Origin of the sequence: Psychrobacter sp. Pi2-52, from assembly GCF_904846705.1 — a bacterium.
Taxonomy (GTDB): domain Bacteria; phylum Pseudomonadota; class Gammaproteobacteria; order Pseudomonadales; family Moraxellaceae; genus Psychrobacter.
Map to the genome: position 1 here is coordinate 1 of NZ_CAJHBS010000011.1, position 16787 is coordinate 16787.

The window sequence follows — 16787 nt, forward strand, 5'->3', positions numbered from 1 at the left end:
TCAAGATACTGATAGCACGTGTGATCAGGGCATACTAAAATCGTACTTTTTCAACCATTGCTCCAAGGTGTCGCGCTTTCTTAAAAAGGTTGCCTTTTTCAAGATACTGATAGCACGTGTGATCAGGGCATACTAAAATCGTACTTTTTCAACCATTGCTCCAAGGTGTCGCGCTCTATGTTTTTACTGCCAGTTGCATAGATAGCGATAGCCTAGCGTATCGGTAAAAAAGCGTATGACACGGTTTTGAGTGAATATTTCTATATCGTCCACGTTACTCATAAGATACACCTGCTAAATTTAGCCCTTGCAGCATAATATTTAACATTTCAGTTTCATGCTGAGCAATTATTTTTTTATCCCACGCATCTGGTTTACCTTGTATGCAATCAATCATTTTCAGTAGCTTTAAGCTATCGATTTGCCCACTTTGCATATTTCCATTTTGTGAGAAATACTTTACCTTAACATCAGGCATATCATTACTCACACGTGAATTAAGGCTATGGCTAATCAAACATAAATTACCAAAAGAGTGCAACAGTGAATCTTTTGCGTCTTTATCTTCCAAAAATATACTGTCGTTTCGCTTATTTTGTGGATAAAAGTGTTCTACAGAGCTTCTAGCGGTAAAGGTAAACTTAGGATAGTTACCGTTTAACCAAAGCAGATAATCTAAATAATTAAATACAAAAATGTTGCGGATATTGCCATACCTGAGATACTGCTTAATTTGTATACGTAGATTATCAGTACTCAAGTTGTCATGGGTATGTTCAGTCAATAGCTTATTGAAGTCTGAGGTTTGATAAATGATTTTATGATAATCATCAGGTTCATCAGTCAAATAACGCTTTAACATAAAGGCGCGAGCTATCTCTTCTAAATGGTCAAGATACGCTACGCTATTAAGCCCCATTTCACCATGTTTATAATGCTTACAAGCATAATATAAAACGGCATTAAGCCAGTGCTTATAGTTCGTAGTAGGAGTTGAGACATGAAAAGCACTTTGCAACATCACTAGTTTGTCAGTGTCAGTCTCAAAGCTATTTTTGTAGTAGCTGTTTTTTTTATCTTCATTCTTGATTAGCTTATTAAGCGTCCATTGTCCTTTACTGTCTTGAGTGTTGCGCTTTATTATAAAGTGATCAAAGATAAATTTGCTTTTAAGTAATGAGTATATAAAGGTCTTTACTTGAGACAAAGGCGTTATCTGATTGTTAGTTTCTATACTTTGCTCAGTATTTGAAGTGTGAGCATTTTCTAAGTTGGATGGTTTTAAGATAAAGGTTTCAAACTGGGTTAGCAGCTGTTTGTCATCAAGTGCGATGTCTTTTTTATATGAGGACTGCACGTTAACCATGATTCTCAAAGCATGTAAAAGAAAGCTTGAGAAATTCACTAAGCTATAGTAAGTCTCACTATTACCGTCATCTTCTTCTTTATCCGCGGTATTGCTAGGGTTAGGTGGACTGGCAAAACCATTTTCAAGGATGTGGAAAAGAGAAGGAAGTGGCTTCAATTTATTGTTTTGAGCATCATTGTTACAGTCAGAATACTGTTCATTATCTGGCTGGGAATTGTTAGGATTATCAGAGTCTTTATATATCCTAAGCAGTTCATCAAAATCTTTAGGCCGCAAAAGAGTTAAATTCTCTGAAAACAACTTAAAGCGTAAAGTAGTATTGAAGCCATACTGTACGTATTTATTCATATTGGCACAGGCTTCCCAAACATCATGAATCAAAGCTTTAACTGGTTGTTTGTCCGCAAGCGCTATCTCACTTTCGTTTGCCTTTTCAATGACTGACAACAAACGTGCTTTAATAATTTCATGCTTCTCTAATTGCTCACCTCGGTTATTCATAACTTCGAAATAATGATTTAAATCCGTTTCGTCAGGCACAGGTACACGAGCAATCTGTACATATTGAAATAGATAATCACAAAACTCTTGAAGGGTTGTAGTGGGTTGTTGGTTATCATTATTAGGGGAAATAAATTTACTTTCCATTACTTCTCTAATAGACGTATAGCCGTTGATAATAGCGGGATTTAGCTTAGCTTCATGAAGGTGCTCATAGGTTTCTAGATTGTCATTCAGTAGTAACTCTAACGTCTGAGTAGATTTCGGACGGCTTTCAAACTCAATGTTTTGTTCTGTATACCATGACATATCATAGTCGCTATCTATAGTTGTAAAGTAATTCTTTAGATATATGATTAATAAGCTCAGAGTAGTAAAGCGTTGTTGACCGTCAATAACTTCAAACACTGTACGTTTTGAAGATAGTTGTGGTCTTTCAAATACTACCAGTGTACCTAGATAATAGTTCTTATGTTCCTTTGAACTTTTCGCATCAATTTGAGCGTCCATAATATCGACAATAAGCTGTTCAATCTCACTATTGCCCCAAGCATAATTACGCTGATACATCGGAATCAGATAGTGCTCGGTGCCGTTAAGCAGCCCCTTTGGTGTTAGTAGTATCACTTGCTCGGTTGCGCTCGGATTATAGTTTTTCATAATTTTATTTTTCTCTATTTATCAGTCAAATAGTTGAGGTGATCAAATAATTGGTATATGTCGTTATCAGCTTTTTTATTAGACTCTTTTATGTCATTGCCTCTTAGAGGTTGAACACCAGCGATCCATACTTCTTTAGGCAATGTAGCGTCTTTGATACGTTTGAATAACATACCGTCAACTGCATGATTGTCCATCGTTGCGAGTTTTACCGCAAATTGTCTTAAGCGTATTTTGTATGCCCAAATAAACATGATCTCTACAACCTGTGATAAGTCTTGCATACCAAATTTATCAATATAGTAGATCAAAGTATTATCAAATAAGTTACGAGTATATTTGTCACCCTGACGCCACTTATCACTATAAGCATCTAATACCTTAATAATGTTCGATGCTCGTTCATTTAAGGTTTGGTCATAGATAGTTACAGAGGAATGGCTGTTTTTATTCTCTGATGCGTGCGCACTATCAATCGTTTTCGTACGATCAATAAGCGTATCGTAATATTCAACCATTTCAAAAAAACGACGACCGTTGATTATTTTTTGGTCTAGCTGAAATGGGTAGTTCATTGCTTGAGCATCAATATGACGTTGCATATTGCTATTATAATCATCGATAAAATGATGCGTGATCATCATAGCTTTTGCATAGTGCGGTAAATTTTGTTTATGTAGAGACACCCCTTTAAAAATATCTACATGACGACTGGTAAAGTTGCGGGCTGGTTTATGATCTATCCAGCGCTTAATCCTAAATAAATGCTGATTAAACAGCCTGTGCAATTCGTCATCTGCCAAGCTTTCCCAATGAGCGACAGTTTGCGCTTTAATATTTGGATTGAGCCGTTTATCATAGGCGCTGAATTCACGTAAATGAAAAGCCTTTAATAAGTCATGAGGATACAACTCTTTACCGCGAGAGTTCTGTGAGTCAAAAAACTGAAAGGCTTCTGATTCATCTTCCAATATAAAGATGACCACCTCACACTGATTTAGCAGAAAGTCAATATGTTCGATGCTGAGCTCGCCACGGCTTATAATGCGTTGTATCTCTTGAAAGTTCGAGTGCAAATTATAAATGGATATATCGCTAGCAAACTCTTGTTTTTTAGCTAAGGCTGGCACGGTATTAGCTAGCTCACCTAGTATTTTTCCGATAGCTTTTACTTCTTTGGGTTTGGTTGAATGATCAGGATGATAGTTTTTGATAATCGCCATGACGGTAAGCATTAGCGTTAGGGTGCGTTGTTGACCATCGACAATATTGAGTACGTCTTTATCATCTTTATCTTGAGACTTATGCAGCACGATAGAGCCAAGGCGATAGGCGGGCTTGTCACATTGCGTCTTAATATCATTGAATAAGCTTGCGATATTGTGCTGATTCCATTTGTAAGGGCGCTGATACTCAGGAATAGTTAGTAGACATTCACTCAGTAACTGCTTTACTGAGATTATCGTCTTGTTCTGGAGCGTTATTGATTCACTCATAATTAGTAATTATCCTTAAATTTACAGAATTATATAATAAACATTAGTTCTTTATATAACCTAGTTTTCATTTGCTGAAGTAAGATATTTGTCGTTGCTAGTCTAGTATAGCGGGCAACCTAGAAAATAAAGTTACAGGTTGATCGCTATACTGGCCTTTATGATAAACATATAGGCTTACCATCATGACTGCCGCTAGAAATAATTGTCCTTTAAAAGATACTTCCTCTATCGCACAAGCTTGTGCAATCACTTTTCAAGGTACTGCCAGTAATGACCTGCAGCAAGATGCTTTTTTCTTTTTAGACAATTGGTATCAAGAAGACTTAGGAGTGATGGCAGTGACTCCAGTTGCAGTACCCTTCTGCTTAGCAGTGTCAGATGGCGTCGCAAGCTCTAATCACTCACAGCACTGCTCAAAAGCGGTGATAAAGGCAATCAGACGGTTATGGAACGATCAGAAGAGTGTTACTTCAGATGATATTCATCAGCTGATTAATCAAACCAAGCATTCAGCTAAGCGTAATGGCGCGGCGGCAACTCTTGCGATGGTTGCCTGTGAGTTAAAGGGTGATGGAACCATAAAGGCAACGATAACGCATGTGGGCGACAGTCGTATTTATTGGCTACCTAAAGGTGCATCACAATGGCAGTGCCTGACTCGAGATCATAACCTATTGAACGAACTCATTGATCAGCAGGTACAAGAGCAAGGTCGCCAAGTGGAGTTTTCTGACTATAACCGAGAAGGTATGGCAGGGAGTCTATATAGTATTACTGAAGGCTTTGCACTGACCACTGATGACAGTTATATCAGCAGTGAAATACCAGAGAGCATCTCTCGAAGGATTAATGTTAATAGCGGCGACTGTCTTTTGGTTTGTACGGATGGTATTCATGACTTGGTGCCGAGTCGTCATTGGCAACTTGTCAATGCTGAAACCGATTTACAAGCTTGGTTAATCAGTCTCAAGAACCAAGTTTATGACTCCGATGGCAATGCTTATGACAATGGCACAGCCATTTTGGTTCGTTTTGATTGAGCCTGTATTTTAATAATGAGTTTGTCATTTCATCAGTCTAATAAAGAAGCTACTATGCCTACATATCCAATCGCCAGCTATACAAAGTCAGCACGTCTCTTTGCTTTATATCAAATCCTTCCTCGGAGTGAAACTGATGCTGTGTCACTCACTGAGCTTATGCAAAACTACGGTGATGATGCTGATAATTATACAAATGAGCGTAAAAACTTAGAGAACGATCTGATTGGCTTAAATCAAATCTTTAACGATATTTTCTATAGTGACGCCTTAGTCCGAGTGCCAGCATGGGGTAATAATATCAGTGGCAAGACAGCACGGTTTTATATTGAACCCAGCTTTAGCATCGATGTTATTAACGAGCAAACCGTGTTCTTTTGGGAGATGCTGGATAAATATACCGCAAACTACTTACCAGTATCTTTTAAACAAGAGATCACAGACAATCTCACTCAATTACGTCGACAGGATAAAGATAAATTTCATCAAAGTCCGCTAGGACAATGGCAAGATCATCTCATCACCTTACCTAGTATTGTGCAAGCGCCAAAGCTTGATAGTGAAGTGATTGGAAGTATTCATCAGGCTCTGCTACAGAATCGTCAATTACGAATAAGTTATCAAAATAAATGGGAAGAAAAACCAGTTCAAAGAGTGGTGTATCCTAAAGGAATGATCTTTATTGACAATATGATCTATCTCACAGGCTTTAATCCTACTGATGATTATATCGATGATAATAAACTGCTACAGGAGCATCGCAATTTTGCGGTCAATCGTATTACCGAGGTAGTAGCCATAGATAAGCCAATACCTGACTGGGTAAGGCGAGACACTTTTTCGTTAAAGAGTTTGCATAAGTTGGGTAGGTTAGAGCCGACTGATAATATCCGTATTAAACTGGTTTTAAAAGTACAAAAGTATGCCTGTCAGCATTTATACGAGCGTCCATTATCGACAGATCAGAGTATTACGGCTATTGATGACACTTGGAATCAAGTCAGCGCTACAGTTGCTAATACTACGCGTCTGCAAGATTGGCTGGTAAGTATGTCGCAATTGTCCGTCGTCACTGAACCATTAGAGTTAAAGATAGTTATTCTCGAGCGCCTAGAAAGTGGGATGCAGCTTTATAACCGTAATTAATGATTTCACTTTAAAGAGGAGCCGAGTATGACAGCAGATAGTATTTTTACAGATAAACAGACTATAAAAAACGATATCAACGAAGAACGTAATAGTGAGCTTCAGATAGAGCCCATACCTTTAGCTACTTTATATACGCCACAATCAGATAGCTACCGCTTGTCTGAGGTTGGGTTTATCGTTATCGAAGATGGCTGGAATGAGCAGTCACTGCTAGCGTTAAAGCAACAAGTCGGCTGCACATTGTTTGCACTACAAACCACAGATAAGCATATTGATAGATTCGAAGTAATAGACGGGATAATTATTTGCAAAGCGGGAGAAGTTGGACAGGTGATGACAGTTTTTGAATCAGTATTATCTGATTGGGATAAGGTTGGTATAGATGTTAATGATATCAAAAGATCCTGCGGAGCTGAAAAGACTGCTAAATTTATACAAGCTAGGGTAACCGGTAAGCCAGACTCAGAACAAGTAAAAAGTGCCGTTAATCATCTGCTCAATCAAATTCCTGAAGGTCTTAGTATCCAGTATATGATGCTTGATATTGAAAGCGATCATAAGCTATCTCTTGATGAGTTTTTTAGTATCACAACTGCTGTTGAAAGTCGGATTTCTGATGATTCAGAAGTATTTTACGGCAATAGGATGATTGATAAACCTGACCATTGCTGGATGGGCGCGATATATGTGGCAGGTTAGCCTAGCATTAAATACAAATATAGTTTGAGCTACGTTGTGAGTGTGGCAGGTAGGCAAACGCTCATTATGTAAATCGTAAGGAATGCAGAAGATGACAACGACAGATAAAGATTTATTTGATGATTTTATTCAAGCTCAAGATGCTATCTATTCACAAGTGATTGAAGAGCTGACCAAAGGTCGTAAGCGCACGCATTGGATGTGGTTTATCTTTCCACAGGTGAAAGGGTTAGGGCACAGTAAAATGTCTCGACGATTTGCAATAGGTAGTCTGGAGCAAGCAAAAGCGTATTTGCAGCATGAAGTGCTTGGAGTACGGTTAATAGAGTGTGCTGAATTACTACTATTGCATCCTGATAAAAGTGCTTTAGATATCTTTGGTTCACCAGACAATCTGAAGCTGCAATCTTCGCTAACATTATTTGCCTTTGCCGCTGGTAACAAATGTGTATTTGAGCAGCTTTTATACCAGTTCTTCGCTGACAGTTACGATATAAACACTATCAAGATGCTAAAGCAAATCAATGACCAGCAATAACGCCGAACATAACCGAACGAGGTTTTAAAAGGAAATATGAGTATGAGTACCGTGCAAAGTTTAATCAATGATGTGAGCCAAAAGATTAATGCACTAGAGACGGCGCAAGCACTCTATAGCCGCCAGCTTTCACCAGATTTTAGTACTTTTGATTATATTAATACCGATGAATTAGGGCTTAGTCGTATTTTGGCGGCTCTGCTTGATCCTAAAGGAAGTCATGCTCAGCAAGAAAGCTTTTTAAGGTTGTTTGTTGAGCATTGTTTACCTGTTATATGTAAAGATGATAACTGGCAGATTTTCCTTAATAACCTTGAGAAAACAGAAGTTTTTCTTGAAGAGATAACGGGAAAAAGTAACACCCAGCGTCGTATGGATATTTACTTAAGATGTCAGGTAGGTGATGACAGCTATGGTATTTGTATCGAAAATAAACCTTATGCAGCAGATCAGCTTGACCAAATGAAAGATTATGCTACTGAACTTGAAAATAGAAAACACAAGCATTGGCATCTTGTTTATCTAAACGAAAATAATGACGTACCAAGCGAATATAGCGTTGATACTACAACTTTAGAAGATTGGATAATCGGTAATCAATATAGTCATCTCAGGTTTAGCGATCTGGTTGGTTGGCTCAAAGCGTGTCAAGTAGAATGCCAAAATCATAGTGTCAGTGAATTTATTGCACAGCTAACTAAGTTTATTCAAAAACAGTTTATGGGAATAGAAGATATGAATGAAGACAACGCAATTTTAGATATCATTAAACAGAGTGCAGCCACTATTGATGCCAGTATCAAGGTATCTAACACTGTAGATCGAATGAAGAAAGAGCTGATAGCTAAGTTAAAAATAGATTTGTTAGCAAAATATAAAAAAACTGATTACGAATTAGATATTAGTTATATCGGCGAGGGCAGAAGATACGAACAGGTTAGATTCATAATTCCTGGCTACGATATGGGTTGGGTTTGCTTCGAGTTTGATAATGCAGGGTTTGATCGTCCAATTTTAGGAATTAAGTTCACTTCTGTAGAAGCCGCGAAAGCGTGTCCACATACAGAAAATATGAAAACGGTACTGAATACGATGCTGACTGATGAAAAAGTGAGCTCTTCTGCTCAATGGCCTGCTTACTATTACTTTGATCCGCAGGATTGGAAAGGTTCGAGTGAGGCATGGTTAATGATAGATGAAAGCACGATGGCAGATAAAATTTTGGAAGAAATGGACACAGTGTTTCAGATTTTAAATGATAACCATTTATTGAATGAAAAGTTCTAATTATCAATGAGTATAATCATGAAGTATCAGCTCGACAACTCGCAAATAGATGACACCCCCTGTGCCGCTTTATATCGACCAAAAATAGAGTATTTTCTACCAGCTATCATTGGTTGTTTTATTATGAACGATGAATGGAATGAGCAGGCACTATTTGAGCTAAAACAGAAAGTAAAGGCTGATATTTTAGTAGGCTTACAAACAGATGATCATGACCATGAAAGCTTAGATATCGTAGAAGCAGTTATTAAGTGTCATCCTGAGGAAATAAATGATGTCGTTGAACTGCTTGATGTAACTTCTGCAAGCACTATTATCGGCATAGATGCGGTAGATATTATAAACTTACTTGAGCGTGGCAATTCATTCCAGTTTGTTCACACAAGCGCTACAGGTGAGGTTGAGTTAGATGTGGTAAAAACAGCTACATACAAGCTAATTGGCCAACTTGAAAAAACTCATGATACTAAAGGGGTTTTTGTTGGTATGCAGAGCATGCAAAGTTTACCAATGGAATCCTTGGCTTATATATCAGATGCTATTGAAGAATGGTCATCTGCTGACGATGCGTCCATTTATTATTGTTCCAGTATGACTAATGAGCCTAACTCGTTTCATTTAAAAGTGATATATATTGAGGATTGAATAGGCTATGTGATATCACGACATAAATGGAAATATATTTGGCTATACAGATGCCTTGTTGACTGATGATAAAGTTAACGAAAACCAAATCGCCATGAATACGAATAGAGTTAGTGTTTTGAGTGAGAGGGATTGATTATGTCAGATAAAAACCTCAGTTTTTTAGCTGAAAGTAGATTTGATTATTTATTTGCTAACAAAGTCACTTCTCCACATAGCATGTTCACATACTGCACAAAACCAACTCTCTTTTGCTCGCATATAGGCGATATCAGCAGGTACTTCAATTGGACAGGCGCTCCCACAATATTCACAGCAAACATCATCTAAGCAAGCATAGCATTGGCTTATAGTTTCAAACAATGTTTGCGAGCTAATATTATATTTTTGACAAAGCATACGTACATAATCTACATAGCTGATTTTATGATTGTAGGCCCAATAATCTTCACAGACCCGTTTGTCCCAAGAATTTTGTGTCATGCTCCATTCAATCCTGATGCCCACAACATACTCCTTTTTAATGGCAGAATGACTATGATTAGTGTCACATTTTTATAGTGACTATATCTATTGAACAAGTCGCACCCATCATAGTTAGCCAGTTATTGAGCAGCAAGATGAGTCTATGACATAATAGAGCGTTAGTCAGCACAAAATAGTTTTTGACGGAAACTTAGTTATTGCCAACGAGTATTATTTTAACAGAAAAGTAGTCACTGGCAAGTATTTTTTACTTACCAATAAGGATTTTATTGTGATTTCATGTAATCTACCAGTGCTTTTAGCGGAAAGAAGATTGCGAGTTGCAGATTTAGTAAGAATGACAGACATCAGCAAGTCAACGCTTCATAGAATTTATAACGATGAGACAACTCGCATAGAATTCGATACCCTGAGTAAGTTGTGCCAAGTATTAAAAGTCACCCCAGGGGATGTTTTAAAGTATGTTCCCGATGATAATGAAGAGAACTAAGCTTGATAAGAAGGTCGACTGATATAAGACGTTGACCTCCTCACCCAACTAAAATTGAAATTTTAAAATACTCTTTAGCCTTTATTTATCATGGGTTAGGGAGTATTTTTTTGTCTAAAAAATGGTTATAAATCAGTATTTGAGTTATCCAAAGATAAAAATATAACAGCAATATTAAAGGCTTTACAATCGATAAGTTATAACATATCATAATTAGTATAATTCACTATTAATAATATTAAAATGAATAGTATTCATCTAAAGCCTACTCAGAAGTTTATAACTTTCAGTAAATATAATTTGGTTGTTCATCAAGATGCGCAAAAGGCATTGTTAATATGGCATCAATTTAAGCCAAGAATAGCTAGTATAAATATGGCTAGCTTGGATGATTATTATCGACCACCACTACGTTTGGTCATTGGTAAAGATTCAGTTTATTGTTTTTTTAATGAGTTTAGACGGATCGATAGGATTCTTACAGAAGAGATGAGTTTGCGTCAGCCTTGTCTAGTTGCAGCTGAAAGCTTACAAGACATCAAGCGCTTGGCTTGGAGTGAGGTGGTAGAACTGGCTTTCGCAAGAGGGACTCATCATCCTGAGTTTTTTAAGGCAATCAGTAATAGTGCACCAAAAAGCATTATTTGCGAACTCATGAATATTGATCGCCTGACGGTAGACAATTATTGTAGGTTTGCTGGTATCAGCCAAAGTGCTTATGAGTATCAGCAGTGTAAATTAACCAATGATGAGGCGATGCTGGGGCTGCCCAAAAACCTGAATTGGATGGATACATCTTATGGGGCACACTAAATTATTTAATGATGTGACCGACAGGCGAGTGTTGGATAAGCTTATCCCAATAGATTCGCCACATCACATACAAATGTCTCAGCTTATGATCCATGTAATAAGTTTAGCGCCAGATGATGATATTGATTCATTACAATCAACACCAGAATCTAATTCTGCAGACTTTACTGGGATAGACTGTGTAGATGTGATGAATCAAATCACTCGGCAAGGCAAAACAGGCGTGTGGGCGGTTACCTATATGCTGATAGTCTTTTATCAGGAGTATGGTGCGATAGACGTTAAGAGTAATGCTTGGCGGTTTATGAGTGGCTACTTAAAGGTTATGGTTATGATCACAGTGCGCCATGATAAACACTTTGCCAAAATAGATAAGCTTGGCGTACGGGTTCGTATGGCCCTAAGAGCTTCTGATCCACAACGTGGCATTCTCGACCAGTTAATTAGCATTCACGCCCAGTGCGATAGCTTGTCCTTATGCTTATCTTATATCAGACAATATGAAGCAAGCGTTAAACAGAAAGAGACAACAGGTAAAACAGCGAACCAATATCTTGGTAGTAAAATCGGTCAAATCAGGCTGGCTTATGAGGTGGCAATTAATAATAAAACCTTTGTTGGCAAAACTTATACTGGGAGCACTAAACGCGTAAAGTCGTCTCAAACCGTCATCAAGACATTGGTGAGTACTGACAATGAGCCACTACAAAGAATAGTGTTTGATACGAAACAATCAAACAAGCAAAGTAACGTGGCAATCGCTGAAAATATTGCTGATGACAACGAAGTACCTTTGCTAGACAATGACTTTAAGCCAGCCACACAAATTGCTAAATCCTCTGAGCTGCAGCAATGGCGATTAAAGAACAACCATCAACATGCCCGCCGTAATCAATTTCATTTCCCAACCAATCATCGTCAGCTAAGCATTACCGGATATCAGATGCTATTTGCCACGCTTTGGCAACGCTTTATGAGTGTTGATAAAGAAAGTGGCACTGGGTATGCCGTCTTACTACTGTCACTATTAAGTGGACTTAGTATTGATAGCATCATTGCTGATTGGCAATGTAGTCACAGTCAACGGCAGTATTTGGTCTATGACCGTGTCCGTAAAGTTAGTAGCATTGCCATCACGATTGATGTGACGACCAATACTCGAAGTCATCTGCTTGCCCACAGACAAAGCTATGGCAGTACCTTTTATCGCGCATTGCCTGACCCTTTGCAAGCTATGCTTGAGGATAAAATTACCGTTTCATCCGATACTGTTAAAGACGCTATCTCTTATGCTAAAGATCTGCTTAACCTGCCAGCACTGAGTCCGCAGTATATTGAAGCAGGCCTGTTTGTATTGATCAAAAACGAGCTTAATAAGCCATTATATGCTGACCTGATCACAGGTGTTGATGTACGGCATAGCTCTGCGCTGTATTACCTTAGCACTAAAACGGTAGAGCTAGAGCAAACTTATATAAAAGCGGTAGAGCTGATAACTGAATACTGCAATGATGAGCAAAAAGCACTTTTAATAGATGAGTGTAGCGTACCGATGAATGGGCATAGAAGCCACATTGGTAGTGATATGGCACTAAAGACCACAATGTGCCAGCAGTTCTTTAATCAACTGGCTGTCAGTGCCGAGAGCTTTAATGGCAAGCTAAAGTCCCACATGGATCGCTATATTGCGCAGTTTAATAGCTATAGTATTTGGTTGTGGCATATTGTCATGATCCAAACGGGTATCCGCCCAGTTAAGCACGCACCCGGCTTGCTACACCAGTTTGACTTTCATCGGTGCATGTTATGGGTATCTGACAAAGAAGAGCGTCATGCGCAGTCTGATGGCAGGCTCATTCCTCTTAGCAAGTTTTTGATAATAGCTATACAAAACTACATTACTTATATTAAGCAATTTGCCGCCATCTATAATTCATTATGTCCAGCAGCGCCTTATCCCATCAATGACATCTTGCAATCAGAACAACCCCTCATTCAAATTTACCAAAAAAATCCAAAAGGCTTTGCCAGTATTACACCAAGCCGCATCCGCTACCAGTTGCAAGACTTTTTTAGTCATCAGGATAACTGGCTGCGTCACCAGCTGAGATCTATGCTCACAGGCCGCGTGCCTGACTATTTGATCTGTACCCTTTATGGTCATGAGCATGCTGATCAAGAATTTATGCATCCGATGTCATCAAGCTTTATCAGTCAGCTGCACCAGCTCAGTCCCCATTTAGATACGATTGCTACAGATCTTCACTTAAAACAAATTGAGGTTCGCCTATATGGATAATATTAGCGCTCATAAACTGCGACAGCTGAATAGAGAAGAATCCAAAAAAAGTGTTAAGCGTGATGCTAAAAAATTAATCGAAGAATATATCAATCAAAATTCTATGCAGCCGCCTTGTGAGCTGCAGCATCACTACGAAGCAATTAATCAGTTACTAGAAGTGACGTTCGACACCGCTCAAAACTTCCAATTGGCGCGGCGCGGGTTTTTAGAGTTTGTTCGTGATTATAATAAAACCCATCAGATATATCTGAATGAGCCTGTGGTACCGATACTGGCAACTCGTGAGCGCTTGACCATTAACTATGATTGGTTTGTGAATGGACGTGCTGTGGCAGACAGTAGCGCGACAATGATAGAGGTTTGGCAACGAAAACGGCGTTTCTCAGTAAACGACTTGGTTGAGGGATTGCTGTATTGCAGCATTATGTCTGGTGGTATGAACGATATTGAGGTGCTAAGAGCGCTCTATGATTGGCTGTTTGGTGAGCGCCGTATGTATAAAATTGACATGCCAGCAACTGATGGAAAAAGTAGGGCAGAGTCATTGGTTGTGATACCGCTTAGGGTATGTGACGATAATTATGGCTGCGCGGCTGATGAGAGTGAAAGCTTACTCCGTTTTGTTGATTATATTCCTGATGATATGAGTTTGTGTTTTTTATATGCTCTAAAGGATAAGGAGTTAAACACGGCCAAGATAAAGCCATTTAATACCATAATTAACGACATCTCAAAAACGCTTAAACTCACTAATAAGGATATCGATCGCCCCCAGCACTCACTGCTCATCAAATATGCCAACTATCACTGGCGGCAAATAGAAGGTAGCCTGATTGATGGTGCGCTTACTGTGGTAAAACAAGGTGATATAAAAACCACGGGGCTGCCGACTGAGAAACTTATTTATTATAACCAAGAAACCATTAAGCCAAATCTTGAGCCACTTGAGTGGTCTGAGTTGTTTGATGTCAGTTATCAGACGGCAGGGAAATCACAAGACAAGAGAAATACCACAGCTTATCCAAGCTTTAGCAAAAACCTGATCAAAGAGCTGCAAGACGCGCTCAAACTGACCAGAGTTGCTGCTATCTCTACTATCACAACATTAAAGACAGATGCTAGCCAGTCTAATGCGCAGCGCTTGCTTAGTTGGACTCTGTCGTTGCTCGGTGATAAGAGCATTAGACTAAATACTATCAGTAAATATGTGGGCTGCATTGGTCGCGACTGGCTGATGCTGACAATGGGTGAGGATGTTGATCAGTGGCAGGGCAATGACTTTGAAGAAGTTTATGAGCAGATTATTCAGAGTAAGATGAAAGATGGTCGTAAGTTGTCTGTACTGAGCAAGTCGTCAGAGTTTGAAGATGATACGTCTAGTGGTATAGATAATGATAACAATACTGCTATTCAATCGCTATCTCATCTTGATCGCCTAAAAGACAGCCAGAAATTTACTTATGGTCGTCTGAAAGCATTTCATGATCATCAGCGTACGCACTTTGACGCTCCCTATGTTTATTTTCCATGGGGTAATAATCGTCAAGTAGTTAAAGCCAATATGATATCACCGCGTGTCTATCATGTGATGAAAGAGTATGTGCAGTTATCAGAGTTGGAGGTTGATCAAAAGCGGCTTTGCTTGATTGTACTAACACTCGCTTATCGCACTGGCATGCGTATTAATGAAATCATTGGTATTAAGGTTAGAGACATTACGGATATAGGTGTCATCAATGGTCAAGTGGTTGAAGCGCCAAAAATAATTCTCAAACCCAATCGGTATCGTAGGCTCAAGAGCAGTAGTGCCAAAAGAGCAATACCGATAGACAAGCTTTTCAAGACTGAAGAATTACAACTGTTCATCGCATTCTATTATCAACAAAAAAGGTTGAAGCGCCGTTATTTATTCTCACAAGGATCAGGTGATCAACCACTAGCATCTATGTTTTTCAGTAATATGATGAAAATTATATGGGATAGATTGCTGGTTACGCATGATTTCACCTTTCATAGCTTTCGGCATACTGCGATTAGTCAATTGGCACTAGTATTAAGCAGATCGCCACTAGCGCAGGTGATGACGGATTATGATAAAGATCATAGCGCCGCTATTGTTAGCGCCGTGCTTGCTAATAATAAAGAAAAGGGAATGTGGTTTGGGCTGGCTAGCTTTGCTGGTCATCTAACGCCAGATACTACGTTTGAATATTACATCCATACCGCTCATTTGCTGGCTGGCTGGCAAATGAGTCAAGCCAAGCTTGCTATGCCTATAACTGTATTTGAGATGGTGACAGGTATTGGTTATCAGACAGTAAATAGACAAGATGGCAGAGCTTATAGTCCTAGCACTAAACAGGTTCATCTCGATAAGATGCGTGGCTATTTAATTAATAAGGTTGCGGGCAAAGAGTTTCTATTTTCTTATAACAGCACTCCAGCTAATACAGCTTGCCAGCAAAACACACAAAATGACGCAGTAGATATTCAGCCGTCTATATTTATTCATCCTAAAGTTTACGATGTCATTGCGCTGTTAGAAGAGCTGCAAAAAATAAGCGTTGATAAAAGAGCTGAGCGGTTACCAGAGGTTGCACTAAGGCATGGGATCGCTATAAACGAAGCTAGACAGATTTACGATAGAGCCAGTCAGATTTTTACTGATGGTAGGTTGCTTTTGAGTGCCCCAGCGGGACATAAAAACCAAGAGGTTTTAGTTAAGGCACTTGATAGTGCGTATCAGATGTCAATTGATGAGCCTGCTAGACTGAAGTCGTTTGTGAAAATATTTACAGGTAAACAGAACTTAAGTACTTCATCAATTCATTTTGGGATTAAAGAGGCCCAGATTGAGATGCTACAGCATTTCGTGACAGTAGGTTGTCAGCTGATTGATGCCAGTTGTTGGCAGATTAGAGCGCATAGTGAGCAAGCAGTAAGAGATATTAAAAAAGAGCTAGGGCTCGATAGATTGATACGTATTGGTGCTCGTGAGAGTTTTCATGGTCATGATGTTAGGGTAATACAGAAAAAGTGTAAGCGGTCTGATAAGAATTTAGCTATGACAGGCAATTATTATGCTTCATCGGGTGTACTTAAATATTTGGGTTACTTACTGATGATATTAGTTAAATATTAAGGCAAAAGTGATTTTTTATTTAAAATTGTCTTTCAGGTACAAACAAAGGTATCTTCTATAGGGTTAAATTATTATTTTAAGTTCTAAAATCAGTTGATTGAACCTATAAAACAGCTACCGTTCGTCGTAAAGTTTTTTCACATCTTATACGAGTTGATATGATGTCT

Annotated in this window: 13 protein-coding genes; 10 read left to right on the top strand and 3 right to left on the bottom strand. The window is 38.7% G+C overall.

The features are described from left to right. Nucleotides 1-274: 274 nt before the first annotated feature. The gene (locus tag JMY00_RS07455; protein ID WP_277350414.1) at nt 275-2530 is read right to left on the bottom strand and encodes a DUF262 domain-containing HNH endonuclease family protein; all 2256 of its coding nucleotides are present in this window, start codon (nt 2528-2530) and stop codon (nt 275-277) included. A 14-nt stretch (nt 2531-2544) separates the two neighbouring features. Next, entirely contained in the window at nt 2545-4026 is a 1482-nt protein-coding gene (locus tag JMY00_RS07460; protein ID WP_201579686.1) for a DUF262 domain-containing protein, read from the bottom strand. Nucleotides 4027-4211: 185 nt separating this feature from the next. On the opposite strand from JMY00_RS07460, the gene JMY00_RS07465 reads away from it, so the two are divergent. From JMY00_RS07465 to JMY00_RS07490, 6 genes are all read left to right on the top strand, one after another. Then, nucleotides 4212-5069 (top strand): protein phosphatase 2C domain-containing protein, encoded by an 858-nt coding sequence (locus JMY00_RS07465; protein ID WP_201579687.1) that lies wholly within the window; start codon nt 4212-4214, stop codon nt 5067-5069. A gap of 54 nt (nt 5070-5123) precedes the next feature. Next, the gene (locus tag JMY00_RS07470; RefSeq protein WP_201579688.1) at nt 5124-6215 is read left to right on the top strand and encodes a WYL domain-containing protein; all 1092 of its coding nucleotides are present in this window, start codon (nt 5124-5126) and stop codon (nt 6213-6215) included. 27 nt (nt 6216-6242) lie between these two features. Beyond that, nucleotides 6243-6917 carry a hypothetical protein gene (locus tag JMY00_RS07475; RefSeq protein WP_201579689.1) on the top strand — a complete coding sequence of 225 codons (675 nt, stop codon included), beginning with the start codon at nt 6243-6245 and terminating at the stop codon, nt 6915-6917. 91 nt (nt 6918-7008) lie between these two features. Then, a complete protein-coding gene (locus JMY00_RS07480; protein WP_201579690.1) occupies nt 7009-7455 on the top strand; it encodes a DUF1810 domain-containing protein in 447 nt (148 codons plus the stop codon). A 42-nt stretch (nt 7456-7497) separates the two neighbouring features. Then, nucleotides 7498-8742 (top strand): PD-(D/E)XK nuclease family protein, encoded by a 1245-nt coding sequence (locus tag JMY00_RS07485; protein WP_201579691.1) that lies wholly within the window; start codon nt 7498-7500, stop codon nt 8740-8742. A gap of 18 nt (nt 8743-8760) precedes the next feature. After that, nucleotides 8761-9387, top strand: a complete 627-nt coding sequence (locus JMY00_RS07490) for a hypothetical protein (protein ID WP_201579692.1) — start codon at nt 8761-8763, stop codon at nt 9385-9387. A 186-nt stretch (nt 9388-9573) separates the two neighbouring features. On the opposite strand, the gene JMY00_RS07495 is transcribed toward JMY00_RS07490, so the two are convergent. Next, nucleotides 9574-9894: a hypothetical protein gene (locus JMY00_RS07495; RefSeq protein WP_201579693.1), complete on the bottom strand. Its 321-nt coding sequence runs from the start codon at nt 9892-9894 to the stop codon at nt 9574-9576. A gap of 250 nt (nt 9895-10144) precedes the next feature. On the opposite strand from JMY00_RS07495, the gene JMY00_RS07500 reads away from it, so the two are divergent. The 4 genes from JMY00_RS07500 to JMY00_RS07515 all read left to right on the top strand — a co-directional run bounded on the left by JMY00_RS07500 (nt 10145) and on the right by JMY00_RS07515 (nt 16620). Further along, nucleotides 10145-10363 carry a helix-turn-helix transcriptional regulator gene (locus JMY00_RS07500; RefSeq protein ID WP_165597235.1) on the top strand — a complete coding sequence of 73 codons (219 nt, stop codon included), beginning with the start codon at nt 10145-10147 and terminating at the stop codon, nt 10361-10363. 243 nt (nt 10364-10606) lie between these two features. Next, nucleotides 10607-11176, top strand: a complete 570-nt coding sequence (locus tag JMY00_RS07505; protein ID WP_201557828.1) for a hypothetical protein — start codon at nt 10607-10609, stop codon at nt 11174-11176. Next, entirely contained in the window at nt 11163-13475 is a 2313-nt protein-coding gene (locus JMY00_RS07510; protein WP_201579694.1) for a hypothetical protein, read from the top strand. The genes JMY00_RS07505 and JMY00_RS07510 overlap by 14 nt, the downstream gene beginning before the upstream one ends. After that, a complete protein-coding gene (locus tag JMY00_RS07515) occupies nt 13468-16620 on the top strand; it encodes a tyrosine-type recombinase/integrase (RefSeq protein WP_201579695.1) in 3153 nt (1050 codons plus the stop codon). Before JMY00_RS07510 ends, JMY00_RS07515 begins: the two co-directional genes overlap by 8 nt. Nucleotides 16621-16787 lie beyond the last annotated feature (167 nt).

Excerpts from the sequence above, each read along its gene's own strand:
- JMY00_RS07505 (WP_201557828.1), top strand. The coding sequence starts at position 10,607 with ATGAATAGTATTCATCTAAAGCCTACTCAGAAGTTTATAACTTTCAGT.
- JMY00_RS07475 (WP_201579689.1), top strand. The coding sequence starts at position 6,243 with ATGACAGCAGATAGTATTTTTACAGATAAACAGACTATAAAAAACGAT.
- JMY00_RS07460 (WP_201579686.1), bottom strand. The coding sequence starts at position 4,026 with ATGAGTGAATCAATAACGCTCCAGAACAAGACGATAATCTCAGTAAAG.
- JMY00_RS07480 (WP_201579690.1), top strand. The coding sequence starts at position 7,009 with ATGACAACGACAGATAAAGATTTATTTGATGATTTTATTCAAGCTCAA.
- JMY00_RS07455 (WP_277350414.1), bottom strand. The coding sequence starts at position 2,530 with ATGAAAAACTATAATCCGAGCGCAACCGAGCAAGTGATACTACTAACA.
- JMY00_RS07510 (WP_201579694.1), top strand. The coding sequence starts at position 11,163 with ATGGGGCACACTAAATTATTTAATGATGTGACCGACAGGCGAGTGTTG.
- JMY00_RS07515 (WP_201579695.1), top strand. The coding sequence starts at position 13,468 with ATGGATAATATTAGCGCTCATAAACTGCGACAGCTGAATAGAGAAGAA.
- JMY00_RS07490 (WP_201579692.1), top strand. The coding sequence starts at position 8,761 with ATGAAGTATCAGCTCGACAACTCGCAAATAGATGACACCCCCTGTGCC.
- JMY00_RS07470 (WP_201579688.1), top strand. The coding sequence starts at position 5,124 with ATGCCTACATATCCAATCGCCAGCTATACAAAGTCAGCACGTCTCTTT.
- JMY00_RS07485 (WP_201579691.1), top strand. The coding sequence starts at position 7,498 with ATGAGTACCGTGCAAAGTTTAATCAATGATGTGAGCCAAAAGATTAAT.
- JMY00_RS07465 (WP_201579687.1), top strand. The coding sequence starts at position 4,212 with ATGACTGCCGCTAGAAATAATTGTCCTTTAAAAGATACTTCCTCTATC.